This is a genomic window from Streptomyces sp. NPDC085944, assembly GCF_040686295.1.
GTDB classification, from domain to species: domain Bacteria; phylum Actinomycetota; class Actinomycetes; order Streptomycetales; family Streptomycetaceae; genus Streptomyces; species Streptomyces salinarius.
In genome coordinates this window covers 37,856-59,151 of record NZ_JBFBJX010000013.1, presented here as the reverse complement: position 1 = coordinate 59,151, position 21,296 = coordinate 37,856, and the positions used below count along the sequence as shown (strand labels likewise).

At 73.9% G+C, this 21,296-nt stretch carries 23 protein-coding genes and 6 pseudogenes; 16 read left to right on the top strand and 13 right to left on the bottom strand.

Annotated elements, in window-relative coordinates; genetic code table 11:
• Positions 1-96: 96 nt before the first annotated feature.
• Positions 97-300 (bottom strand): annotated as a pseudogene (locus tag AB0P07_RS24770) (MFS transporter); the annotation flags it as partial.
• A gap of 64 nt (positions 301-364) precedes the next feature.
• On the bottom strand, positions 365-811 hold the full coding sequence (locus tag AB0P07_RS24765) for a MarR family transcriptional regulator (RefSeq protein ID WP_365554092.1): 447 nt from the start codon (positions 809-811) through the stop codon (positions 365-367).
• Between the two features lie 301 nt (positions 812-1,112).
• Here AB0P07_RS24765 and AB0P07_RS24760 point away from each other — a divergent pair, with 301 nt between their 5' ends.
• Complete coding sequence (locus tag AB0P07_RS24760) at positions 1,113-1,622, top strand: hypothetical protein (RefSeq protein ID WP_365554089.1); 510 nt, start codon at positions 1,113-1,115, stop codon at positions 1,620-1,622.
• Positions 1,616-2,941 (top strand): hypothetical protein, encoded by a 1,326-nt coding sequence (locus tag AB0P07_RS24755; protein WP_365554086.1) that lies wholly within the window; start codon positions 1,616-1,618, stop codon positions 2,939-2,941. The genes AB0P07_RS24760 and AB0P07_RS24755 overlap by 7 nt, the downstream gene beginning before the upstream one ends.
• On the opposite strand, the gene AB0P07_RS24750 is transcribed toward AB0P07_RS24755, so the two are convergent.
• On the bottom strand, positions 2,878-3,933 hold the full coding sequence (locus AB0P07_RS24750; protein WP_365554083.1) for a helix-turn-helix domain-containing protein: 1,056 nt from the start codon (positions 3,931-3,933) through the stop codon (positions 2,878-2,880). The two genes, AB0P07_RS24755 and AB0P07_RS24750, sit on opposite strands and share 64 nt — an antisense overlap.
• Positions 3,934-4,081: 148 nt before the next feature.
• Here AB0P07_RS24750 and AB0P07_RS24745 point away from each other — a divergent pair, with 148 nt between their 5' ends.
• On the top strand, positions 4,082-4,480 hold the full coding sequence (locus AB0P07_RS24745; protein ID WP_365554080.1) for a DUF2809 domain-containing protein: 399 nt from the start codon (positions 4,082-4,084) through the stop codon (positions 4,478-4,480).
• Here AB0P07_RS24745 and AB0P07_RS24740 read toward each other — a convergent pair.
• From AB0P07_RS24740 to AB0P07_RS24730, 3 genes are read right to left on the bottom strand one after another with little or no spacing between them, the layout of a single operon-like run.
• Positions 4,467-5,324: a biotin-dependent carboxyltransferase family protein gene (locus AB0P07_RS24740; RefSeq protein ID WP_365554077.1), complete on the bottom strand. Its 858-nt coding sequence runs from the start codon at positions 5,322-5,324 to the stop codon at positions 4,467-4,469. The genes AB0P07_RS24745 and AB0P07_RS24740 overlap by 14 nt on opposite strands.
• The gene (locus AB0P07_RS24735) at positions 5,321-6,058 is read right to left on the bottom strand and encodes an allophanate hydrolase subunit 1 (protein ID WP_365554074.1); all 738 of its coding nucleotides are present in this window, start codon (positions 6,056-6,058) and stop codon (positions 5,321-5,323) included. The genes AB0P07_RS24740 and AB0P07_RS24735 overlap by 4 nt, the downstream gene beginning before the upstream one ends.
• On the bottom strand, positions 6,055-6,807 hold the full coding sequence (locus AB0P07_RS24730; RefSeq protein WP_365554071.1) for a 5-oxoprolinase subunit PxpA: 753 nt from the start codon (positions 6,805-6,807) through the stop codon (positions 6,055-6,057). Before AB0P07_RS24730 ends, AB0P07_RS24735 begins: the two co-directional genes overlap by 4 nt.
• A 217-nt stretch (positions 6,808-7,024) precedes the next feature.
• Between AB0P07_RS24730 and AB0P07_RS24725 the strand changes: the two genes are divergently transcribed.
• The 4 genes from AB0P07_RS24725 (at position 7,025) to AB0P07_RS24710 (ending at position 10,470) form a co-directional block, all read left to right on the top strand.
• A complete protein-coding gene (locus AB0P07_RS24725; protein WP_061440564.1) occupies positions 7,025-7,744 on the top strand; it encodes a DUF969 domain-containing protein in 720 nt (239 codons plus the stop codon).
• Positions 7,741-8,715: a DUF979 domain-containing protein gene (locus tag AB0P07_RS24720; RefSeq protein WP_365554068.1), complete on the top strand. Its 975-nt coding sequence runs from the start codon at positions 7,741-7,743 to the stop codon at positions 8,713-8,715. Before AB0P07_RS24725 ends, AB0P07_RS24720 begins: the two co-directional genes overlap by 4 nt.
• A 79-nt stretch (positions 8,716-8,794) precedes the next feature.
• Positions 8,795-9,445 carry a pyroglutamyl-peptidase I gene (gene pcp / locus AB0P07_RS24715; RefSeq protein ID WP_365554065.1) on the top strand — a complete coding sequence of 217 codons (651 nt, stop codon included), beginning with the start codon at positions 8,795-8,797 and terminating at the stop codon, positions 9,443-9,445.
• Positions 9,445-10,470 (top strand): DUF2891 domain-containing protein, encoded by a 1,026-nt coding sequence (locus AB0P07_RS24710; RefSeq protein ID WP_365554062.1) that lies wholly within the window; start codon positions 9,445-9,447, stop codon positions 10,468-10,470. The genes pcp and AB0P07_RS24710 overlap by 1 nt, the downstream gene beginning before the upstream one ends.
• 19 nt (positions 10,471-10,489) lie before the next feature.
• Here the strand turns inward: AB0P07_RS24710 and rpmF are convergent, their stop codons facing one another.
• The gene (rpmF, locus tag AB0P07_RS24705) at positions 10,490-10,660 is read right to left on the bottom strand and encodes a 50S ribosomal protein L32 (protein WP_365554059.1); all 171 of its coding nucleotides are present in this window, start codon (positions 10,658-10,660) and stop codon (positions 10,490-10,492) included.
• Positions 10,661-10,955: 295 nt separating this feature from the next.
• Between rpmF and AB0P07_RS24700 the strand changes: the two genes are divergently transcribed.
• Positions 10,956-12,284, top strand: coding sequence for an SGNH/GDSL hydrolase family protein (locus AB0P07_RS24700; protein ID WP_365554056.1), 1,329 nt, complete (start codon positions 10,956-10,958; stop codon positions 12,282-12,284).
• Between the two features lie 13 nt (positions 12,285-12,297).
• Here AB0P07_RS24700 and AB0P07_RS24695 read toward each other — a convergent pair whose 3' ends face one another.
• The gene (locus AB0P07_RS24695) at positions 12,298-12,921 is read right to left on the bottom strand and encodes a TetR/AcrR family transcriptional regulator (protein WP_365554053.1); all 624 of its coding nucleotides are present in this window, start codon (positions 12,919-12,921) and stop codon (positions 12,298-12,300) included.
• A gap of 84 nt (positions 12,922-13,005) precedes the next feature.
• Here AB0P07_RS24695 and AB0P07_RS24690 point away from each other — a divergent pair, with 84 nt between their 5' ends.
• Positions 13,006-13,950 carry an aldo/keto reductase gene (locus AB0P07_RS24690; protein ID WP_365554050.1) on the top strand — a complete coding sequence of 315 codons (945 nt, stop codon included), beginning with the start codon at positions 13,006-13,008 and terminating at the stop codon, positions 13,948-13,950.
• Positions 13,951-13,997: 47 nt separating this feature from the next.
• Here AB0P07_RS24690 and AB0P07_RS24685 read toward each other — a convergent pair whose 3' ends face one another.
• The 3 genes from AB0P07_RS24685 to AB0P07_RS24675 form a co-directional block, all read right to left on the bottom strand.
• Positions 13,998-14,531 (bottom strand): TetR/AcrR family transcriptional regulator, encoded by a 534-nt coding sequence (locus AB0P07_RS24685; RefSeq protein WP_365554569.1) that lies wholly within the window; start codon positions 14,529-14,531, stop codon positions 13,998-14,000.
• Between the two features lie 22 nt (positions 14,532-14,553).
• A complete protein-coding gene (locus tag AB0P07_RS24680) occupies positions 14,554-15,390 on the bottom strand; it encodes an alpha/beta hydrolase (protein WP_365554047.1) in 837 nt (278 codons plus the stop codon).
• 82 nt (positions 15,391-15,472) lie between these two features.
• The gene (locus tag AB0P07_RS24675; protein WP_102928589.1) at positions 15,473-15,703 is read right to left on the bottom strand and encodes a hypothetical protein; all 231 of its coding nucleotides are present in this window, start codon (positions 15,701-15,703) and stop codon (positions 15,473-15,475) included.
• A gap of 227 nt (positions 15,704-15,930) precedes the next feature.
• Here AB0P07_RS24675 and AB0P07_RS24670 point away from each other — a divergent pair, with 227 nt between their 5' ends.
• The 3 genes and pseudogenes from AB0P07_RS24670 (at position 15,931) to AB0P07_RS24660 (ending at position 18,697) form a co-directional block, all read left to right on the top strand.
• The gene (locus tag AB0P07_RS24670; RefSeq protein WP_365554043.1) at positions 15,931-16,917 is read left to right on the top strand and encodes a PmoA family protein; all 987 of its coding nucleotides are present in this window, start codon (positions 15,931-15,933) and stop codon (positions 16,915-16,917) included.
• Positions 16,911-17,650, top strand: a pseudogene (locus AB0P07_RS24665) (cupin). Before AB0P07_RS24670 ends, AB0P07_RS24665 begins: the two are co-directional and overlap by 7 nt.
• Before the next feature lie 30 nt (positions 17,651-17,680).
• Complete coding sequence (locus AB0P07_RS24660) at positions 17,681-18,697, top strand: homoserine dehydrogenase (protein ID WP_365554040.1); 1,017 nt, start codon at positions 17,681-17,683, stop codon at positions 18,695-18,697.
• Positions 18,698-18,735: 38 nt separating this feature from the next.
• On the opposite strand, the pseudogene AB0P07_RS24655 reads toward AB0P07_RS24660, so the two are convergent.
• A pseudogene (locus tag AB0P07_RS24655) lies at positions 18,736-18,876 on the bottom strand (zinc-binding dehydrogenase); the annotation flags it as partial.
• Here AB0P07_RS24655 and AB0P07_RS24650 point away from each other — a divergent pair.
• The 3 genes and pseudogenes from AB0P07_RS24650 to AB0P07_RS24640 form a co-directional block, all read left to right on the top strand.
• Positions 18,874-19,218: pseudogene (locus tag AB0P07_RS24650) on the top strand (CDP-glycerol glycerophosphotransferase family protein); the annotation flags it as partial. The pseudogenes AB0P07_RS24655 and AB0P07_RS24650 sit on opposite strands and share 3 nt — an antisense overlap.
• A 101-nt stretch (positions 19,219-19,319) precedes the next feature.
• The gene (locus AB0P07_RS24645) at positions 19,320-20,066 is read left to right on the top strand and encodes a DUF1838 domain-containing protein (RefSeq protein WP_365554037.1); all 747 of its coding nucleotides are present in this window, start codon (positions 19,320-19,322) and stop codon (positions 20,064-20,066) included.
• Positions 20,067-20,117: 51 nt separating this feature from the next.
• On the top strand, positions 20,118-20,708 hold the full coding sequence (locus tag AB0P07_RS24640) for a DUF998 domain-containing protein (protein WP_365554034.1): 591 nt from the start codon (positions 20,118-20,120) through the stop codon (positions 20,706-20,708).
• Between the two features lie 20 nt (positions 20,709-20,728).
• Here AB0P07_RS24640 and AB0P07_RS24635 read toward each other — a convergent pair.
• Positions 20,729-20,944: pseudogene (locus AB0P07_RS24635) on the bottom strand (hypothetical protein); the annotation flags it as partial.
• 9 nt (positions 20,945-20,953) lie between these two features.
• Between AB0P07_RS24635 and AB0P07_RS24630 the strand changes: the two are divergent.
• Positions 20,954-21,262 (top strand): annotated as a pseudogene (locus AB0P07_RS24630) (RNA polymerase subunit sigma-24); the annotation flags it as partial.
• Positions 21,263-21,296: the final 34 nt, after the last annotated feature.

The window sequence follows — 21,296 nt, the reverse complement described above, 5'->3', positions numbered from 1 at the left end:
GAAAGGATTCAATGAAGCTTGACCGGACGTTAGGCAGAAAGATCGTCACGGTCAATGCGCTTGCGGGAAACAGTTCTTGGGTCCGCGGCCGGGACCGGTGCCGAGGAGGAAGAGCCGGCGCGGCCCGAAGACGTCGATGAGCCGGCCGACGACCGGCTGCCCGGGCGAGGTGGCCGGATAGAGGGCGGAGACCGGCCAGGCGGTCTGCGAGGCGGGCGCGTCGAGCGCCCTGCCGAGCGGCACCGGGGCGACCGCGACGATCGTGGAGTTGATCGGGTTCGGTACCGAAGCGAGCAGCATCGGCGGCAGCAGTCCCCGGTCGAAGCCGGGATCTCCCGCTCCGACCGCCGGGCCCGCCTTCGCGTCAGTCACGGGTCAGTCGCTCCAGGACGGCCATGGCCGCGATCACCGCGCGCCGCTCCTCCTCCGTGCACCTGGCCTGCAGCCGGTCGGCGAGCCATTCCGTCCGGACCTGCCGCCCTTCCTCGACGCGGCGCACGCCCTCGGCGGTCAGCGTGAGCAGCAGGCGGCGCCCGTCGTCCGGGTCGGGGTGCCGCTCGACCAGTCCCATGGAGGCGAGCGCCGTCACCGTCGCCGTCATCGACTGGTGGCGGACGCCTTCGGTGGCGGCGAGCTCGCTGGCCGTGACGCCTCCCGTGTCGGACAGCCTGGCCAGGACCGAGGACTGACTCAGGGTGAGGTCCTCGGCCTCGGAGGCCTTCAGGATGCGGCGGCGCAACCGGCTGATGACGGCACGGACCTCGCGCGACGCCTGGACGGCCGACGGTGAGGGGCTCGCGTTCTCGTTCATGGCTCCAAGTTAATGTCCACAGTGCAGACTGTACAGCCTTGGCTGTACATGTCGACGAAAGTGTGGGTGACGGGTGCCGACTGCGCACGGGGTCCGCGCGACCGCGAGGTGATTCGCTCACGCTGCAATGACTTGCCCACGACAAGTCGGGCGATCCATCATGCGACGGCCGGTGTGCGGGCAACTCCCCTACCTCGCGGGCGGGTTCGGCCCACGCACCCGGTCGGCCGCGCCCTCCCGGTGCCCGTGCGGCCGCCACGCCACACCCCCCACGGGCACCGGAGAGAGCGGAGCATCCCACATGCCCTCCGGACTCCCCGCCAGACGTGCGCGCACCGCACTGCGTGCGACGACCGTCGCGGCCGCCCTGGCCCTGCCCCTGACCGGCCCTCCGACCCCGGCCGCCGCCGCACCGTCGGCCCCGCCCGGCACCTGCGCCAACACGGCGTTCGCCCGCGCCGCCGAAGCCCACGACGTCCCCCGGGACCTACTGGTCGCCGTCCCGGACTGGGGCTGGGCCTACTACCTGAGCCTGGTCCAGGGCGACGACGCCGGCGCCACCGGCACCCCCTTCCCCACCTGGGGGAGCGACGTGAGCATCCGTCAGCAGCCGACGACCGGCTCCGCACGGGTGGCGAGTCTGCCCGGACCGACGACCGTCCGCGTGGCCTGCCAGGTCCACGGCGGCCTCGTCGAGTACGACGGCTACAGCAACGACGCCTGGTCGTACCTGCTCGACCGCGGCGGTTACGTCTCCAACATCTTCATCGACGTCGACGACGCCTGGCTCCCAGGAGTGCCCACATGCTGACCCCTTCCTCCCGGCGCCGCGGATCCGCCCCGCGCCGCAGACCCCGCACCATCCGCGCCCTGACCGGCACCGTGTGCCTGCTCGCCCTCGCCGGTACGGCTCTCGCCGCCGCCCCCGCCCCGGCCGCCGCCGCCCCCGCCCCCGCCCCGGCCGCCGACGCCGCGGTCCCGCCCGCCCCGGTGTCCTGGCGCGCGGACCTGTCCCGGACCGGTGCCGACGACGTCAACGTCCGGTACGACGCGGGCGCCCTGCGGGTGCGGGACGGCTCCGTCAGCCCCGCCTCCCTCGGCCGGGACCGCGGCTACGCCTCCGCCGTACTGGAGGCGCACCACGTGGACCGGCCCGTGAACCGGGTCGCCGTGGACCTCGACGCGACGGTGCCCGACGCGGCGAGCGTCGACGTCGACGTGCGCGGACGCACGGCCGGCGGCACCTGGACCGAGTGGCGGCGGGCGGCGGCCGGCGCCCCGGCCGAGCTGCCCCGGTACGTCGTCGACGTCCAGGCCCGGCTCACCCTGTGGAACGCGAAGGGCGAACCCACCGCGGCCGTACGGGCGGTGACCCTGACGGCGCACGACACGGGCACCGAGCCCGCCGAGCCCGCGCCGACGACCAGGGCCTCCGCGTTCTCCGCCCGCGTCTACGCCACCCGCGAGGGCCTCGTCGGGCACACCACCGCCAACGGGCACGTCATCCAGGCCAACGACCACTTCGTGGCGCTCCCCTCCCGCCGCGCCCTGTCACCCAACGGCAGCGGCCAGTACTCGGTGCAGGTGTGCGGGCCGGCCCGTTGCGAGACGGCGCCCGTGTGGGACGTCGGCCCGTGGAACACCCACGACGACCACTGGAACCCCTCCTCGGTGCGCGAGCAGTGGAAGGACCTCCCGCAGGGTCTGCCCGAGGCGCAGGCAGCGTACGAGGACGGCTACAACGGCGGACGCGACGAGTTCGGCCGACAGGTCGCCAACCCGGCCGGCATCGACCTCGCCGACGGCACCTTCTACAACGTCGGCCTGAACGACAACGGCTGGGTGACCGTCACCTACCTGTGGACCGAGGGCGGCGGCGGCACCACGTCGTTCCCGACCTGGGGCACCGACGTGAGCATCCGGCAGCAGGCGACGACCGCGTCCACGCGCGTGGCGAGTCTGCCCGGGCCCACGACCGTGCGAGTGCGGTGCCAGGTCCACGGCCAGCTCGTGAACTACGACGGCTACAGCAACGACGCCTGGTCCTACCTGCCCGACTACGGCGGTTACGTCTCCAACATCTTCATCGACGTGGCCGACGCCTGGCTCCCGGGCGTGCCCACCTGCTGAGCCTCCAGCAGGGCGGACCCGAGCGCGGTGCGGCGGTGCAGCACCCGGTTGCCCTCGCGCCGGGTGCTCACCAGTCCCGCCTCGCGCAGCACGGCGGCGTGCCGGCTCGCCGTGGAGGGGGCCAGGCGCAGCGCACCGGCCAGAGCCGTCGTCGTCATCGGCGCCTCCAGGGACTCCAGCATCCAGGCCCGGGAGGTGCCGATCAGCTGTGCGACGGACGGCCCGGCCGCCCCGGCCCGCGACCGCGGGAGCCAGCCCGGCTCCGGGTCCAGCGGATGCACCAGCACGTGCGGCAGTGACTCGTCCACCAGGGCCAGTGGGGTGCGTACGCAGAAGAAGGCGGGCACCAGCGTCAGCGGGCGCCCGCCCAGCCGCAGCACCCGGGACTCGGGGTAGGGGGCGGTGAGCCGGGTGCCGTCCGGCCGCCGCCAGCCCGGCAGTTCCGCGTAGCTCCCCAGCAGCGCCTCCGCCCCGCCGGCGAGCGCCGCCTCGGCCCGGCGGGCACGGTCCTCGCCGGCCCGGGCGTGGATCACGGACAGGTACGGCGCCACGGCGAGCGCGTGGTATCGCCGCAGCGTGCCGCCGAGCCACCGCAGTGCCGCCGACTCCCCGGTGGCGACCCACCGTACGCTGCGCGGCACGGGGCGGTGCGACTGAGCACCCAACCGGGTCAGTTCTGCGACGAGACGGCGCCGAGGCGTCGACTGCACCCGGTCGACGGCGTCCTCGAGACCGAGGTCGCCGTGACCGGGCGTCAGGAAGTCGGGGAAGTAACCGACGGCCGGACACAGGGGCATCAACGCCCTGACGTCGTCGGCCAGTTGGGACCGGCGGAGGGCCCGGCGCACCTCGCGCCGCCAGGGGCCGTAGGTCAGGGACTCCTGGCCGTTCTGCAGCAGTTGGAGGCTCAGCACCGTCTCCCAGAGGGCGTCGGTGCCGCGGGCCACCCGTAACCGGGCCAACGCACCCCGGTCGAAATCGACTTGAAGCACTGACCCCACTCCACTCGCATCCCGGCGGGTTCTCGCGGAAGAAGCTGACCACGCAGTCGTGCGGTGCGAGACGATGGTGCCCGAGGTCTACGCGCGTCCGCCAGAGCCCGCGGAGAGCCGGTGACGGAACCGACCGCACAATGGGCACATGACTGCCTCCTCCACCCGGGCCGCCGCGCGGGACGACCCGAAGCGGACGCGTCTCGCGGCGGCCGGGGCCGCAGCCGTGATCGTCGGTGCCGGACTGACGCTCAGGGCCGTGGCGACGGGAGAGGTGGCCAAGTACGGCGGCGACGCGCTGTACACCCTGCTGCTGTTCGCCCTCGTCCTCGTCGTGGCGCCGGGGACGGCACCGATCAGGGCCGCCGCACTCGCCCTGGCGGTGAGCTGGGGCGTGGAGTTCCTCCAGCTCACCGACGGGCCGGCGCGTCTCGCCCGGCAGAGCACGGCGGCGCGTCTGGCCCTGGGGTCCACCTTCAACGCACCGGATCTGTTCTGGTACGCGGTCGGCGCGGTGACCGGCCCGCTGGTCGTCAGGCGACGGTGAAGCGCACCGGTGTCCCGACCGCGGCCTGGGCCGCCGCCGCGAGGGCGGGCTCCGGGACGACCGCGATCACCGGGTAGCCGCCCGTCGTCGGGTGGTCGTGCAGGAAGATCACCGGGCGGCCGTCCGGCGGGACCTGTACGGCGCCCAGGACCATGCCCTCGCTGGGCAGTTCCCCCGTCGACGTGCGCTGCAGCGGCGGCCCCTCGGTGCGCAGGCCGATGCGGTTGCTGTGCGGGGAGACACGGTAGGCGGCCGAGGTGAGCGTGCGCAGCGCGGCCGGGGCGAACCAGTCGGCGCGGGGACCCGGGCGCACCGGCAGGACCAGTTCGGCGGGCGGCCCCGGCCAGGGTGCGGCGACGGCCAGCGGCACCGGCGCCGGGGGAGCGCCCACCGACACGACGTCACCGTCGCGCAGGGGGGCGGGGCCCAGCCCCGACAGGAGGTCCGTCGAGCGGCTGCCCAGGACGGGTCGGGCGGCGACGCCGCCCGCGACGGCGACGTACGAGCGGACGCCCGCGGTCACCGTCCCGACGTCCAGGACCGCGCCCGCCGGCACCCGCACCGGGGAGCCCCAGGCGGCCGGCCTGCCGCCGACCGTCACCGGGCAGGGCGCCCCGCCGACCACGACGGCGACGTCCCGGTCGGCCCGCAGGGCGCAGCCGGTCACCGTCGTCTCCAGGACGGCGGCGTCGGGGTCGTTGCCGAGGAGGCGGTTGGCGAGCCGCATCGCGGGCGCGTCCAGCGCGCCGGAGCGGGGGACGCCCAGGTGGGCGTGGCCGGCGCGGCCGGCGTCCTGCACCGTGGTGAGCGCACCGGCGCGCACCGTCGTCAGCCCGGCCGTCATGCCCCGGCCTCCGGGCTCGTTCCGGCCGCGACGCCGGCGCCGGTCGTGGCGCCGTCCGCCGTGGCGCCGTCCGCCGGGACGCCGGTGGCCGTGACGGCGTCCGCTGTGACGAACCGCACGCGCGTCCCCGGCGTGAGGAGCGCGGCCCGCTCCCGCGCCGGGTCCCACAGCGGACGCGGGTCGGGCATGGTGCCGATCAGCTGCCAGCCGCCCGGAGTGGCGCGGGGATAGACGGCGCTGTAAGGACCGGCGAGGGCCACCGCGCCGGCCGGCACCCGGGTCCTCGGTGTGGACCGGCGCGGGACGTGCAGCCGGGGCGGCAGCCCGATGAGATAGCCGAATCCGGGCGCGAAGCCGCAGAACGCGACCCGGTAGGTGTGCGCGCGGTGGCGCGCGCCGACCTCGTCCGGCGCGACCCCCCACAGGGCCGCCACGTCGGCCAGGTCCGGTCCGTCGTAGCGCACGGGGATCTCCACCACGTCGCCCGTGTCGTCCGCGACCGGCGGCACCTCCCAGCCGGCGACCGAGCGGGCCAGCGCCCGGGGGTCCGCCACCCCGTCCAGCAGGACGGTCCGCGCCCCCGGCACCACCTCGGTGACCGGCGGCAGCGTGCCGGCGGCGCGGCGGCGCAGCACCTCGGCGTGGAAGGCCGCGGTGTGCTCGGCGTCGGACAACTCGACGAGGAGGGCGTGGACGCCGGCGGGACGCGCCGTGAGGGACCGGGCACCGCTCATGCGAAGGCCCCGATCCCGACCCCGGCGCTCTCCAGCGCCGCACGCACCCGGGCCGCGATCCGGGCGGCGTTCGGGGTGTCGCCGTGCACGCACAGGGAGCGGGGGGTGACCGAGACGGTCGTGCCGTCCACCGACTCGACGGAGCCCTCCACGGCGAAGGCCACCGCACGGCGTACCACCGCGTCCTCGTCCGTCACCACCGAGCCCGGCTCGCGGCGGGGGACCAGGGTGCCCCGCGCGGTGTAGGCGCGGTCCGCGAAGGCCTCCGGGACGCCGGTGAGCCCGGCGTCCGCGGCGGCCGTGAGCAGCCGCGAGCCGGGCAGGCCCAGCACCGGCAGCGCGCCGCTCGCCAGCCGTACCCCGGCCACGACCGCACGGGCCTGCCCCTCGTCGTGGACGGTGCGGTTGTAGAGCGCGCCGTGCGGCTTGACGTAGGCGACCGTGGCCCCGGCGGCCTCGGCGAAGACCCGGAGCGCGCCGATCTGGTACGCAACCTCGGCCGTCAACTCGTCGGCGGGTACGTCCATGGCGCGCCGTCCGAAGCCCGCCAGGTCGCGGTAGGACACCTGCGCCCCGATCCGCACCCCGCGCTCCGCGGCGAGGTCGCAGACGCGGCGCATCACCGAGGGGTCGCCCGCGTGGAATCCGCAGGCGACGTTGGCGCTGGTGACGACGGAGAGCAGGGCGTCGTCGTCGGTGAGGGTCCAGCGGCCGAAGCCTTCACCGAGATCTGCGTTGAGGTCGATCACCCCTTGAACGTAGACGATCGTTGAACAATCCGACAAGAGACTCCCGGCTTGTCCGATTCCGAATCGGTGAGGATTCACCTCTTGTTAGATCGTTCAACGATCGCTAGTGTCCGTGCATCTGCCACGTATCTGGAGCTATGGTCCCCGGGACCGATGAGTCACGTTCCGAAGCTCCGGATCCGTGCCCTGCCCCCTCATGCCTGAAGAAGGCCACCGAATGATCGTTCTCCTCGGTGTGGTCGTGGTGATCCTCGGATTCGTCACGCGCCGCAACCCCGTCCTCGTGGTGGGCGTCGCCGGTATCGTCACCGGACTGCTCGGCAAGATGGACCCGCTGGAGGTCCTCGCGGCCTTCGGCCGGTCCTTCGCCGACAGCCGCTCGGTCACCGTCTACGCCATCGTGCTCCCGGTGATCGGGCTGCTCGAGCGCTACGGCCTGCGCGAGCAGGCCCGCAATCTCATCGGCCGCCTGGGCAAGCTCAGCGCCGGCCGGTTCCTCACCGTCTACCTGCTGGTCCGGCAGGTCACCGCGGCCTTCGGCCTGAACAGCATCGGCGGCCCGGCGCAGACCGTGCGGCCCCTGGTGGCACCGATGGCCGAGGCCGCCGCCGAGCGCTCCACCGGGGCCAAGCTGCCCGACAAGCTGCGCGAGAAGGTCCGCTCCTACTCGGCCTCGGCCGACACCGTGGGCGTCTTCTTCGGCGAGGACTGCTTCATCGCCATCGGCTCCATCCTGCTGATCACCGGCTTCGTGAACTCCACCTACCACCAGGACATCGAGCCGACCCAGCTCGCCCTGTGGGCGATCCCGCTCGCCGTCTGCGCCTTCCTCATCCACGGCGCCCGGCTGCTGCTCATGGACAGGCAGCTCGAGCGTGAGATGGCGCAGGCCGCCGCCGAACACGACCTTCCGCTTCCCGAGGGGGCCGACAAGTGATCAAGGTCGAATGGCTGTACTGGCTGATAGGCCTCGTCTTCGTGGTCATGGCCGTGCAGATGGCCGCGGACCGCAGCAACCCCAAGCGGTGGACGTCCGCCGCCTTCTGGGGCCTGCTCGGACTCACCTTCCCCTACGGCACCGGCGTCGCCAACGCCACCGCGGGCAACGGCGGCTGGACCCTGCCCGCCGAACCGCTCGGCGTCGCCGTCCTCGCCCTGATCGTGCTGGCCGGCTTCAACTTCCTCGGCAAGGGCGTCCCGGTCACCACCACCGGCGAACAGCGCGAGGCCGCCGCCTCCCGGCTCGGCAGCAAGATCTTCATTCCCGCGCTGACCATCCCGCTCGTCGCGATCGTATGCGCCTCCGTACTGGACGAGTCCGGCCTCTTCGAGTCGGGCAAGGCCACCCTCCTCGGGCTCGGCCTCGGCTGCATCGCCGCGCTCGTCGTCGGGATGCTGGTGACCGGCGAGAAGAAGATCTCCGTCCCGATCCACTCCGGCCGCTCCATGCTGGAGGCGATGGGCTCCGCCCTGCTGCTGCCCCAGCTTCTGGCCGTGCTGGGCTCGATCTTCGCCGCCGCCGGGGTCGGCGACCAGGTCGGGGACATCATGAACAAGGTCCTGCCCGACGACTCCAAGTACTTCGCCGTCGTCGCCTACTGCGTGGGCATGTTCCTGTTCACCGTCATCATGGGCAACGCCTTCGCCGCCTTCCCCGTGATGACCGCGGCGGTCGGCTGGCCGGTCCTCATCCAGCAGATGCACGGCAACGAGCCCGCCGTCCTCGCGATCGGCATGCTGGCCGGCTTCGCCGGCACCCTCTGCACGCCGATGGCCGCGAACTTCAACATCGTCCCGGCCACGTTGCTCGAACTGAAGGACCAGTACGGGCCGATCAAGGCACAGCTGCCGACGGGCATCGCACTGCTCGGCTGCTGCACGGTCATCATGGCGCTCTTCGCCTTCTGACCAGCCGCCCGGCGACCGCCGACCCGGGCCCGCCGGCGCCGGCACCCGTACGACCCGACCCGCAAGGCAAGGAACGCCCATGACCCGTGTCCTCATCACCGGCTTCGCCCCCTTCGGCGGCGAGCGCGTGAACCCGTCCTGGCAGGCGGCGTCCCTGGTGGCCGACGAACCCCCCGCCGGGCTCACCGTCACCGCCGTCGAACTGCCCTGCGTCTTCGGCGAGTCCCTCGACGCCCTGCGCGAGGCGATCCGGGACCGGGCGCCCGACCTGGTGCTCTGCCTGGGCCAGGCGGGCGGGCGCCCGGGCGTCACCGTGGAGCGGGTCGGCATCAACGTCGACGACGCCCGCATCCCCGACAACGCCGGCGGACAGCCCATCGACGAACCGGTGGTCCCGGGCGGCCCCGCCGCCTACTTCTCCACCCTCCCCGTCAAGGCGTGCGTCGCCGCGATGCGCGCGGCGGGCGTCCCGGCCGCCGTCTCCAACACGGCCGGCACCTTCGTCTGCAACCACGTCGCGTACGGCCTCGGCCACCTCCTCGCCACCGAGTTCCCCCACATACGCGGCGGGTTCGCGCACGTGCCCTGGGCCCCGGAACAGGTGCCCGACGGCACCGCGCCCGCCCTGCCGCCCGCCACCGTCGCCCACGGCCTGCGCGCCCTGCTGTCCACCGCCGCCCGCACCCCCGCCGAGCAGGACCTGAAGGTCACCGAAGGAGCCACCCACTGATGCCGCTGAGCGCCCACGCGGCCACCTTCGCCCAGCTCGCCCTGGCGAACATCACCCGCGAGTACCCCAACTTCCCCGCTCACCTGATCACCTCGGCCGACGAGCACCTCGAACCCCGCTGTCTGCACCCGGCCTTCTACGGCGCCTACGACTGGCACTCCTCGGTGCACATGCACTGGCTGCTCGTCCGTCTGCTCCGCCGGCACGGCGGCACCCCCGTGCTCCCCGGCACCGAGGCGGTCCTCGAAGTCCTCGACCGGCACCTCACCCCCGCCAACCTCGCCACCGAGGCCGCCTACCTGCGCGACCGTCCCTCCTTCGAGCGTCCCTACGGCTGGGCGTGGCTGCTCGCGCTCGCCGCCGAGTGCCGGGCGCACGGCGGCGCGGAGGGCGAGCGCTGGACCGAAGCACTGCGGCCGGCCGTGGACGCCGTCGACGGTCTGCTGGCCGACTGGCTGCCCAAGGCCACCTATCCCGTTCGGCACGGCCACCATCCCAACAGCGCCTTCGCGCTGAGCCTCGCCCTGGACTCGGGCGAGCTGTCGGACGGGACCGACCGGGCCGTCCGGGACCGCCTGCTGAGCTGGTTCGCCGACGACCACGACGCGCCCGCGCACTGGGAACCGTCGGGGCAGGACTTCCTGTCCCCGGCGCTCACCGAGGCCGACGCGATGCGCAGGGTGCTCGCACCCGAGCGGCTCGCGGCGTGGCTGGACCGCTTCCTGCCCGGGCTCGGCACCGGCGCTCCCTGCGCACTGCTGGACGTGCCGGTGGTCTCCGACCGCGCGGACCCGCAGATCGGCCATCTGCTCGGCCTGACGCTCAGCAGGGCCGCCGCGCTGCGCTCCCTCGCCGAGGCGCTGCCCGACGGTCCCATCCGCGCCCGCCTGGCCGAGGCGGCGGCCGCACACCTCACGGCGGGCCTGCCGGCGGTGGAGCGCGGTGACTTCACCACCGACCACTGGCTGGCGACCTTCGCCGCGCTCGCGCTCGATCCGCCGGCCTCGGCGGCCCCGCGCCCCTGACGTCGCGTAGCCCGGGGCGTCAGTCCTCCGGGCGCAGGAGGCCGCGCCGGTATGCGGCCACCAGGTGCCGCGGAACCCGCAGCGTCACCCCGTCCGTCGTCACGGGCACCAGGTCGGGCGCACTCGCCTTCCACCGGGCCCGGCGGTGACGGGTGTTGCCGCGGGACGTCTTCCGCTTGGGAACGGCCATGGCAAGGGTCCTTTCGGCAGACGGCCGGACGGCTCCGCGTGCGCTCGGGGAGCGGCGGAGCCGTGCTGGGGCACCGACGCTACCTGAAAATGGTGTTCATTACTAAACCGCGGTGCCGAACCGCGCCGCTCACGGTCGGTCCGTGCGGTCGCCGCTCACAACACCGGGCCACCGATGCGGAATTGAGGTGTCCACGGGGCGAGAGAGGTGACGACGCCCCACGTGGCGTGAGGCGAGGGAGGGGCGGGGAGGATCCAGTCCGCACCCGTCCAGCCCCGTCGGAAGGCAGGCGCCGATGCACCGACTCCTTGCCCGATCACTCACCACCGCCCGGGCGCCCCTGGCCAGAGGTGTCGCGGCAGCCCTGGCCCTCGCCCTGGCGTCCTCCGTCCTCGCCGCGTCCACGAGCACCGCCGCCGCTCCCGCCGGTACCGGGCCGGGCCGGCACACCGGGGGCGGCGCCTGGTTCACGTCCTGGGCCGCCTCGCAGCAGAACCTCGCGCCCACCCCGCTGCGCGACCAGTCGCTGCGCATGATCACCCACCTGAGCCAGGGCGGTGACGCGGTACGGATACGCGTCCAGAACACCTTCGGCGAGACGCCGCTCACCGTCGACGCGGCGACCGTGGCACACAGTGACGGCAAGAGCGCCGCGACCGAGGGACGTCCGCGCGCCGTCACGTTCGACGGCCGGCGCCGGGTGGTCGTGCCGCCCGGCGGGGAGGTGTGGAGCGACACCACCGGGCTCCGCACCGCCGCGCAGGACGACGTCGCCGTGTCGCTCTCCGTCTCCGGCACGGTGGCACCGGGGCGGCACGACAGCGCGTTCCGCACCAACTACCTGACCCCGCCCGGCTCCGGCGACCGCACCGCCGACCCGTCCGGCGCCGCGTACACCGGGACGACCGGCTCGACCCTCCTCGTCAGCGCGGTCGACGTGCGCAACCCGGGCCTGCGGGGCAGCCTCGTCGCCTACGGCAGTTCCGTCGTCGACGGAACCGGGTCGACGAACTGCGGGCCCGACTGCAGCCGTCCCGGAGCCAACCTGCGGTGGACCGACGACCTCGCCCGGCGGATCACCTCCGAACTGCCGCCCACCCGGCAGTTCGCCGTCGCCAACGCGGGCATCGGCGGCACCACCAGCGCCGCGACCTGCCCGGGCATCGGTGAGCCGGTGCGCGGCCTGGACGCCGCCGCGCGGCTGGAGCGCGACGTCCTGTCCCTGCACGGGGTCACGGGGGTCCTCTACTACTACGGAACCAACGACCTCCCGGCCGGCTGCGACGCCGCGCGGATCGAGGCGAGTTACCGCGAGGTCTTCCGGAAGCTGCGGGCCGCGGGCATCAAGGTGTACGTCACGCCCATCACTCCTCGCCCGGGCTACACGGACCAGCACAACCGCGACCGGCACGCGGTCGGTACGTTCGTCTCGAAGTGGAACAGCTGCGGCGGCACCTGTGACGGGGTCCTCCCCTTCGACCAGGTACTCGAAGACCCCGTGCGGCCGAACAGCATCTACCCGCCGTACGACACCGGTGACGGTGTCCACGCCAACATCGCCGGCCAGCAGGCCCTCGCCGACATCGTCTCGCTCCCGATGCTCGCGGCGTCGGCCCGCCGGTGACCGCCCGCCGGGGTCATGAACTCCCGGGCGGGCGAAGGGCGTCGACGACGAGGTCGAGCAGCCGGTGGGTGCGCTCCGGCTCGTCGTCGGCGGCCGTCGAGAGGAACACGCCGAGCAGCATCGCGGTGACGTCGTCGGCTGAGACGTCCGCGCGGAGGGTGCCCGCCCGGGCCCCCGCCGCCAGCATGGTGCCCATCGCGGCCGTGATGCGCTCGCGGGTGGCCGGCGTCGCGAGGCGTCCCGAGGCCCAGGCGCTGTGCAGGGTGTTGAGCATGGAGCGCTTCGTCGCGACGAACGCCGCGTAGCGCTCCATCCAGGCGCGCAGGGCCCGCTCGGGCGGCAACTCGTCCAACAGTGCGGAGGCACTGGTCGTGACGTCGTCCAGCTCGGCCGCGTAGACGGCCTCGACCAGCGCCTCCCGGGTGGGGAAGTGGCGGTAGAGCGTGCCGATGCCGACACCCGCCGCGCGGGCGATGCCGTCCAGGGGGACGGTGTCGTCCGCGGCGGTGAACGCGGCCCGTGCGGCGGCGACGAGCTTCTCGCGGTTGCGCCGCGCGTGGGCGCGCAACGGCCGTTCGGTGCCGGTCTGGCCGTCGGGCCGATCGGTGACGTGGCTCGGTTCCTGGTCCCGACTCAAAGCGGAGGATCCTCCGGTAGTGCTACATTCGATGAAGCGGAGGGTCCTCCGCTTCTGTCATCTTCTCACGAGGACGGACTTCTCATGACGTCAACCGGTACCTCCTCCTCCAGCGCCACGAACGCCGGCCCCCCGCGCCCCGGCGGAACGGGGCCGCTCGCCGGCCGCACCGTCTCCCGGATCGGCTACGGCGCGATGCAGCTCGAACGCCTGCACTCCGACCGCGCCGCCGCCGTCGACCTCGTGCGCCGTGCGGTGGACCGAGGTGTCGACCACCTGGACACCGCCCAGTTCTACGGCGACGGATTCGTCAACGAGGTCATCCGCGAGGCGCTGCGCCCCACGGACGACGTCGTCGTCGTGAGCAAGGTCGGCGCCGACTCCGACCCGGGCGGCCCCCTTCCGCTGCGGCCCGCCCAGCGACCGGAGGAACTGCGGGCGAGCGTGGAGGACAATCTCAAGAGCCTCGGCACCGACCGGATCGCGGTCGTCAACCTGCGTCGCCTCGACACGGGCCCCGGCCTGCGCGCCGAGGGCGACCAGGTGGTGGACCTCGACGACCAGCTCGGCGAGCTGACCCGGCTGCGCGACGAGGGCAAGATCGGCGCGATCGGTCTGAGCAGCGTGACCCTGGACGGACTGCGCCGGGCCCTTCCGGCGGGCATCGTCTGCGTACAGAACGCGTACAGCGTCGTGAGCCGGGACGACGAGGACATGCTGACGCTCTGCGCCGCCGAGGGCATCGCCTGGGTGCCGTACTTCCCGCTCGGCGGCGCGTTCCCCGCCATGCCCAAGGTCGCCGACGAGCCCGCGGTGCACACCGTCGCGGAGGCGCTCGGCGTGACGCCGACCCAGGTGGGCCTCGCCTGGCTGCTCCACCACGCCCCGAACGTGCTCCTCATCCCCGGCACCGCCGACCCCGGGCACCTGGACGCGAACCTCGCCGTGGGCGGGATCGCCCTGGACGAGTCGTCCCTCGCGGCGCTCGACGCCGTGCGGAGCCGCTCCGCGGACGTGCGGCTCGGCTGACGGCGATCCGGCCCCGGCGACGTGACCGGACGTGCTCGGCGCCGGTGTCACAGGGTGCGCAGGCCCCGGTCCGCGAAGGCGATGAGCCACTCGAAGCTCTCGTCGACATCGGTGCTCCACTGGAAGCCGTCCGCCGCCTGCAGCGTGGCGAAGCCGTGGAAGAGGCTGCGGAGCAGACGCAGGGCGTGGTTCACGTCGTGTTCGGGGATGTCGTAGCCGCGCAGCACCGCGGTGAACGCGCCGAGCAGCCGCTGCCCGGCGGTGGCCAGCGGGTCCTCCGGCCCCGACGGTTCCTGGCCGATCGTCGCGGCGTACCGGCCGGGATGCGCCAGGACGAAGGCGCGGAAGGCGCGCGCCGCGGCCGCCAGGGCGTCACGGCCCGCGTGTCCCCGGACCGCGTCACCGACGGCGTCGGCGGCCTCGTTCAGGGCGAGGGCCGCGATCCGCCGGTTGAGGTCGTCCTGTCCGCCGACGTGCTTGTACAGGGAGGGGGTGCGCACCCCGAGCCGCTCGGCCAGCAGCCCCATCGTGAGGCGGGCGAAGCCCACGTCGTCGGCCAGCGCGGCACCCGCCGCGACCACGGCCGCCGGGTCCAGCCCTGCCCTAGGCACGGGCGGAGTCCGAGCGGAGGAAGGCCAGCACGAGCGAGACCACCTGGTCGGGGAACTGGTCGTGCGGGTAGTGGCCGGCGCCCTCGATCATCTCCAGGCGGCCGAGCCCGGACGGCAGGGCCTCGACGACCGCGGAGCCCTCCGCGTGCGGGTCGGCCCAGTCCGGGTCGAGTGTGCCCATCACGACCAGCACGGGGCAGCGCACGTTGCCGAGCTGCGCGCCGGCGTCGGTGGGCGCGCTGCGGCCCATGCCCTGCATGGCCTTCATCCGGCCCGGCTCGCGCAGCAGGGACTCGATGCGGCCGAGCCGTTCGGGCCAGTCGGCCGGCCTGACACCCGGGTACGCCACGTCGAGGTACGAGCGCCACAGTGGCAGGCTGCCGAACAGGCCCGTGCCGAGCAGCCGCAGCATGCCCTGCCGGAACCGCCTGACCCGCAGGTCCCCGAGGCGCACCGACTGCTTGCGGGTGAACGGCGCCAGCTCCACGACCGAGGTGATCAGCGAGGGTTCCCGTGCCGCGGCGATGGTGGCGGCGCCGCCCGAGACCGAGTGGCCGATCAGGACGGCCGGACCGCCCAGGTGACGGATCAGGGCGAGCAGGTCACCCGCGATGGCGGTGCGGCTCCACTCCGGCCAGTCGGCCCCGGACTCGCCGCAGCCGCGCAGATCCACCGCGGCGACCCGGTGGCCGGCTGCCACCAACCGCGGAATCACGGCGCGGTAGGCGGCGCGGCTGTCTCCCATGCCGTGCGCGAGAACGATGAGCGGTCCCGAGCCCGTCACCTCGTACGCGATCGTGCCGCCGTCGACGGCAAGGTACTCGGTCATGTCCGACTCCCCAGTCTGGCTAACGTCATTAACTAAAAGCTACTGCCGTTAGCCAAGGCTGTCAATGCCGGACCCGCGGTACTCAGTCGGCGGGAGTGTGCCGTCCCGCCGCACGCCGTACGGCCGACTCCACCTCGCGGTGCGGCATGCCGGTCTCCTCGGCGTAGGCGGCGATGCCCCGGGCGAGGGCGGCGGTGGCGTCGGACCAGACCGCCAGGGCGACCGTGGCGTTCTCGCCCCTGTTGCTGCGGTAGCGGTTGTCGGCGGCCTCGACGGCACGCCTGAGTTCGATGAGTCGTCTCGGGATTTCCATGGTCGAAAACCTAGGGCGGCACGGCGCTCGCTCCGGTGTCCCGCCGAGCGGGAGTGCTCCTGACGAGGGCACTCGTCGTTGCCCCCGCAGCTGCCCATGCGGCCCGGTGGGTGTCGCGGGCCCGGAGGCGCGCCCCCGTCGCGAGGGGCTTGACCGGGTGGACGCGTGCCGGTTAGAACGTGGGAAGCCGGGATAGTAAGCGGTTGCTACCAGGAAGAGGTCCACGCATGACGCTCTCGCTCACCCATGTTGACGGCGACCGCGTCATCGTGGCCCACGGGGCGACCGGAACGGAGCTGTTCTCCTACGTGTACCGCCCCGAAGCCGACTGGGAGGCGCCCAAGCCGTACCTCCACCCGGTCCGGACCCTGTCCGGCGCGCTTGTCACGGACTACCGGCCCAACGACCACCGCTGGCACAAGGGCCTGCAGCTGACCGCCTCCCATCTCTCCGGGCAGAACCTGTGGGGCGGCAACACCTACGTCCACGGCAAGGGTTACCTCGCCTTGCCGGAGCGCGTCGGGTCGATGGCCCACGTCGCCTTCGAGGAGGTCGGCGTCGAGGGAACCCGAGCCGTCATCGCCGAGAAGCTGACCTGGCACCCGCACGGCGGCGACCTGTGGGCCGAGGAGGAGCGCCGCATCGAGGCGGGCGACGTCGACCCGGTCACCGGCAGCTGGACGCTCACCTGGACGTCGGCGGTGACCAACCGGCGTGCCGGACCACTGCGGTTCGGCAGCCCGACCACCCACGGACGCCCCGCCGCCGGATACACCGGGCTGTTCTGGCGCGGCCCACGCGCCTTCCGCGGCGGCCGGGTCCTCACCGCGGAGTCGGCCGGTTCCGCTCACGCCGCCGGGTCCGAGGAGTGCGGCAAGAGCGGGGCGTCCTCCGCGCCCTCCGACGGCGACCCGATGGGCTCCCAGTCCCCCTGGCTGGCCTACGTCGGCGAGCACGACGGACGGGACGGTCACGCCACGCTCGTCTTCGAACACGCCCCCTCCAACGATCACTTGGGCGAGAAGGGCGCCCACCCGGCCCACTGGTTCGTGCGCAGCGATCCCTTCGCCGCCGTCGCACCCTCCTGGGCCTTCCACGAGGAACTGGTCCTGCCGCCCGGCGAGACCCTCGCCCGGACCTACCGCGTGGTCGTCGCCGACGGCGCCTGGGACCGCGCGCGGGTCGCCGCTCACCTCGCGAGTCTCGCGTGGTGAGCACGGCGTACGACGGCTTCCCTGCCGCGGTGGGCGTGTCCCGCCTGACCGTGTACGACTGGCCGACCGTCGACGGACTGCCCGGCGGCGGCACCCCGCACCTCCACCTGACGTGCGGCGAGGGCTACGTCGTCACGGCGGGCCGGGGAGCGGTGCAGACCCTCACCACCTCGGGCTTCGAGGAGACGCCTTTGGGGCCGGCCACGGTCGCCTGGTTCACGCCCGGCACGATCCACCGCCTCGTCAACGGCGGGGACGACGACGAGGGCCTGGAGATCACCGTCGTCATGCAGAACCGCGGCCTGCCCGAGGCGGGCGACGCCGTCCTCACCCTGCCCCCGGATCTGCTCGCCGACCCCGGCACGTACGCCGACGCGATCCGCGTCCCCGCCGGCAGCCCCGAAGCCGAACGGGCCGAGGCCGTGCGTACCCGCCGCGACCTGGCCACCCGGCGCTCTTCGAACTCCGCGAGGCCACCGAGAACGGCGATCCGGAGCCGCTGAGGGCGTTCCAGCGGGCCGCGGCCGATCTGGTGCGGCCGCGGCTGGGGGCGTGGGAGCGGCAGTGGCGCGAGGGCGCGCACGCCGCGGCGGAGGCGACCCGGGCCCAACTCGACGCACTGCGCGGCGGGGACGACGCGCACCTGACCGCCGCACGGGTCCGCGCGACCGGTCCCGCGGCCCGCGGACGCTTCGGCATGTGCGGCAGGCCGGCCGTCTGTCCCGGGCTCTGACCACCGGCGATGTGAGAGGATCCCGGGTCCATGGGCGAAGGCACGGAAGAGACTCGGACGCCGGTGGTCCTCGCCGGCTACGGCCCGGTGGGGCGGTCGTTCGTCGACCGGTTGGCGCGGGACGGCGCCGCACTGGAACACCGCTATGGCGTGCGGCCGTTCGTTGCCGCCGTGCGCGCGAGCGCGGCCCAGTGCCGGCCCGCCGTCGACGGTTCGGTGCCCCCGCGCCCGGACTGGGGCCCCGCGGAGCCGCTGGGCGAGACGTTCGACCGCACCGGCGCCCGCGTGTTCGTCCAGGCCGTACCGTCCTCGCCCGAACTACGCCCGCGCGCGGCCGAGGAGGCCGTGACCGCTCTGCGCCGGGGCATCCACGTGGTGACCGCCACCAAGAGCCACCTGCTCACGCACTGGCGGAAACTGGACGAGGCCGCGCGGGCGGGCGGCAGCACGATCAGGATTTCCGGGGCCACCGGCGCGGCCCTCCCGGCGGGCGACCTCGCGCGCGCCGCCCTGCGGGGCCTGGACTGCCGGACGATCCGCGCCTGTCCCAACGGCACCGCCACCTTCGTCCTCGACCGCCTCGCCGAAGGCCGGGCGCTGGACGACGCGATCCGGGCGGCGCGGCTCCTGGGCATCGCGGAAGCGGATCCCTCGGCGGACCTGTCCGGCGAGGACGCCGCCACCAAGGTGCGGCTGCTGGCCGCGCTGGCCTGGGGCTGGGACCCCTCAAAGGTGCGGGTGCGGGCGGAGCCGGTCGACGGGACCACCGCGGGCCGGGCCCAGGACGCGGCTTCCCGGTCCCGTCGGCTGCGCGCGGTCGCCGAGGCGTCGGCGGACCAGCCCGGCGTCGTGCACGTACGGCTGGAGGAGACGGGGCCGGGTGACCCGCTGTACACGCTGACCGGGCCGGAGAAGGCCGTGGTCTTCGGCTGTCCCGACGCGGGGGACGTGACCGTGAGCGGCGGACGGTCGAGCCCGCAGGGAGCGGCGCTGGCCCTGGTGAAGGACACCGTCGAGGTCACGGCCCCGCGTGTCGGCTTTTGTTGAAGCACGACGGTTCGGCGCCGCCTCGACGTGCGGGACGCTCACGGCACGGTGATCACGGTCTTGCCTCGGGCGTGCCCCTCCTCCACGTGCCGTACCGCCTCCGCGGTGCCGGTCAGGGTGAAGGTCCGGCCGATCACGGGCGTGAGCTGCCCGGCGTCGACGAGCGCGGTGACGGCGAGCCCGCCAACCTCGACCGGCCCGTCGTCACATACGCCGACGACTGGGAGATCTACTCCCAGGTCCGCGGCGTCACCTTCGACCTCCTCTCCGGCCGCCCCGGCGACACACCGGGCGCCGTCGCCACCACCGAGCACGAGCTCGTCGACACCCTCCGCAGCGGCCGTTGGCGCGGGACCGAGGCCGCCACGCTGCGCGCCGCCTTCCGCGAACGCTTCTGCCGGTACGACGACGGGCACGCCGCGGAGCGCGTGGTGCGCCACTTCTTCCTCGGACAGGAGGCCGGGCCGGCGACGGTCCCGCTCGCCCAGCGCACCCCGGCGCCGTCGCCGGCCCTCGGGTGACCAGGACGCGTCACGCCCCGGAAGAACTCTTCCGGCCGTCTCCGGGGCGGGGCGCGGTCTTTCCCGCCCGGCGCGGGCGGGCGCCGCGCACAGTGGTGCCCATGACGACACCCGAGCAGTCGCTCCGCTCCCTCGCCCGTACCCGGGCCTCCCTCGACGGAGAGGACGTCACGTACTGGTGGTCCGGAAGCGTGTACTCCTGGGCACCCGACGCACCCTACGAGCGCCTCTTCGGCTTCGAGGGCGTCAACGTCGCCCGCCTGGTCCACGACGCCGTCGACGGCCCGGGCTCCTACCGGCTGCTCGGCCGCGAGGCGGCCTTCTACCTCGACCCGGTCACCGGCGAGATCCTGGAGACCTGGCGGGACCTGCCGGTGGTGCACGTCTGGAACGACCCGGCGAACCAGAAGTGGCGCCCCTTCCCGGTGCCGACGACCGACCTCGGCGGGCAGGTCTGCTTCAGCCTGGAGATCCCGCTGGCCTACCCCTCGCCCCTGCCGGTCGCCCAGTACCCCGAGCACTCGGCCGACGACACCTACCGGGCCCTGGAGCTCTTCCAGTTCTTCGCCCACCGCGCGGACCTCGCCGGCCCGGCCCCCGGCGTGCCGGCCACCATGTCGTGGACCCGGATGTCCCCGTGGGTGCCGTGGATGGCCCGCGGCGGGCGACCGGGCGGCCTCACCTACCACTGCCGGGGCCGCAAGCTTGCCGCGTACACCGAGGTTCCCGAGCGGACCCGGGCCCACATCGCCGAGCACCACCCGGAGTTCGCGCGGGCCCCGCGCAAGTGGAGCGAGCCGAACGAGACCAGCTGGACGTACTTCCGCGGGCTCAACCCGCCCGCATGAACCGTCGCCCGGTCGAGGGCTCACCCGACCCGGACGGTTTATGGTTGCCCGATGCGATTTGTCCCCAGATGGGTCCTGCTCTCGTCGGGATGCGCGCCCGTCCTGCTGATCGCGGGCTGGGCCGGCGCGGCGCGGTTCGAGGGATCCTCCTACGACCCCGTCACTCAGACGATCAGCACCCTGGGCTCCTACGGAGCCGCCGGGTTCTGGGTGATGACGGCCGGCTTCCTGGCCCTGGGCGTCTGCCATCTGCTGACCGCCTGGGGACTGCGCGCGGCCGCCACCGCCGGACGCGTCGCGCTGGGCGGCGGCGGACTCGCGGCGCTCGTCCTGGTGGCGCTTCCCGCGCCCAGCAGCGGGGGCTCCCTGCACCACGGAGCCGTGGTGGTGGTCGGGTTCACGCTCCTGGCGATGTGGCCGGTGCTGGCCGTCAACGGCGGACCGGCCGCTCCCTGGGCACTGCGCCTGGCACCCTCGATCGCGGCGACGATCCTGATGGCGGCCGGCGGCGTGTGGTTCCTGATCGAGATGCGGCGGCACGGCGACGCCGGCGTCGCCGAACGCGTCGTCACGTCGTTCCAGTCGGTGTGGCCCTTCGTGGTGGCCGCCTCCTGCCTCCGCCACGCCCGGCAGCAGAGCTGATCCCCTGTTCACCAGGACGCTCAGCGCCGCACCAGGGCCGGCACACTCAGCCCGAACATCAGGACGCCCAGGGGAAGACGGACCGACGGCACGTGCGCGATGCCCAGCACCACCCGGACCGAGGCGAGGACGAGGAAGCCGGCGGCGTGCCACACGGGCGTGAGCGGACCACCGCCCGGTTTCCACGCGAGTACCGCCGCGAGCACGTACAGCATCGAGGCCCCGTACATCACCCGCGTCCCCGCAAGGACATCGCGGCCCTGGTCGACCTGCTCGACCCGGCCGCCGTCACGACCGCCGACGGCGGTGGCAGGGCCGGTGCCGCCCCGCGCCCGGTCGACGGCGGTACGTGCATCGCCCAGTACAGGGCCGCCATGGCCGAGAGGACCCCGGGGCTGGAACTCGCCGAGCGGTCCGTCAACGGAGCACCGGGCCTCGTGGCCCGCCACGACGGCGCCGTGGTGACCGTCGCCGCGTTCGAGGTCGCCGAAGGGCGCGTCACCCGGATCTGGGCGGTCCGCAACCCCGAGAAGCTGCGGCCGTGGGTAGGCTGAACCGGAGCGCAGCCGACGCGGCAGACGGGGAGCA

Excerpts from the sequence above, each read along its gene's own strand:
- AB0P07_RS24690 (WP_365554050.1), top strand. The coding sequence starts at position 13,006 with ATGACGTCAACCGGTACCTCCTCCTCCAGCGCCACGAACGCCGGCCCC.
- AB0P07_RS24760 (WP_365554089.1), top strand. The coding sequence starts at position 1,113 with ATGCCCTCCGGACTCCCCGCCAGACGTGCGCGCACCGCACTGCGTGCG.
- AB0P07_RS24645 (WP_365554037.1), top strand. The coding sequence starts at position 19,320 with ATGACGACACCCGAGCAGTCGCTCCGCTCCCTCGCCCGTACCCGGGCC.
- AB0P07_RS24660 (WP_365554040.1), top strand. The coding sequence starts at position 17,681 with ATGGGCGAAGGCACGGAAGAGACTCGGACGCCGGTGGTCCTCGCCGGC.
- pcp (WP_365554065.1), top strand. The coding sequence starts at position 8,795 with ATGACCCGTGTCCTCATCACCGGCTTCGCCCCCTTCGGCGGCGAGCGC.
- AB0P07_RS24725 (WP_061440564.1), top strand. The coding sequence starts at position 7,025 with ATGATCGTTCTCCTCGGTGTGGTCGTGGTGATCCTCGGATTCGTCACG.
- AB0P07_RS24700 (WP_365554056.1), top strand. The coding sequence starts at position 10,956 with ATGCACCGACTCCTTGCCCGATCACTCACCACCGCCCGGGCGCCCCTG.
- AB0P07_RS24710 (WP_365554062.1), top strand. The coding sequence starts at position 9,445 with ATGCCGCTGAGCGCCCACGCGGCCACCTTCGCCCAGCTCGCCCTGGCG.
- AB0P07_RS24745 (WP_365554080.1), top strand. The coding sequence starts at position 4,082 with ATGACTGCCTCCTCCACCCGGGCCGCCGCGCGGGACGACCCGAAGCGG.
- AB0P07_RS24640 (WP_365554034.1), top strand. The coding sequence starts at position 20,118 with ATGCGATTTGTCCCCAGATGGGTCCTGCTCTCGTCGGGATGCGCGCCC.
- AB0P07_RS24735 (WP_365554074.1), bottom strand. The coding sequence starts at position 6,058 with ATGAGCGGTGCCCGGTCCCTCACGGCGCGTCCCGCCGGCGTCCACGCC.
- AB0P07_RS24765 (WP_365554092.1), bottom strand. The coding sequence starts at position 811 with ATGAACGAGAACGCGAGCCCCTCACCGTCGGCCGTCCAGGCGTCGCGC.
- rpmF (WP_365554059.1), bottom strand. The coding sequence starts at position 10,660 with ATGGCCGTTCCCAAGCGGAAGACGTCCCGCGGCAACACCCGTCACCGC.
- AB0P07_RS24675 (WP_102928589.1), bottom strand. The coding sequence starts at position 15,703 with ATGGAAATCCCGAGACGACTCATCGAACTCAGGCGTGCCGTCGAGGCC.
- AB0P07_RS24670 (WP_365554043.1), top strand. The coding sequence starts at position 15,931 with ATGACGCTCTCGCTCACCCATGTTGACGGCGACCGCGTCATCGTGGCC.
- AB0P07_RS24680 (WP_365554047.1), bottom strand. The coding sequence starts at position 15,390 with ATGACCGAGTACCTTGCCGTCGACGGCGGCACGATCGCGTACGAGGTG.
- AB0P07_RS24755 (WP_365554086.1), top strand. The coding sequence starts at position 1,616 with ATGCTGACCCCTTCCTCCCGGCGCCGCGGATCCGCCCCGCGCCGCAGA.
- AB0P07_RS24740 (WP_365554077.1), bottom strand. The coding sequence starts at position 5,324 with ATGACGGCCGGGCTGACGACGGTGCGCGCCGGTGCGCTCACCACGGTG.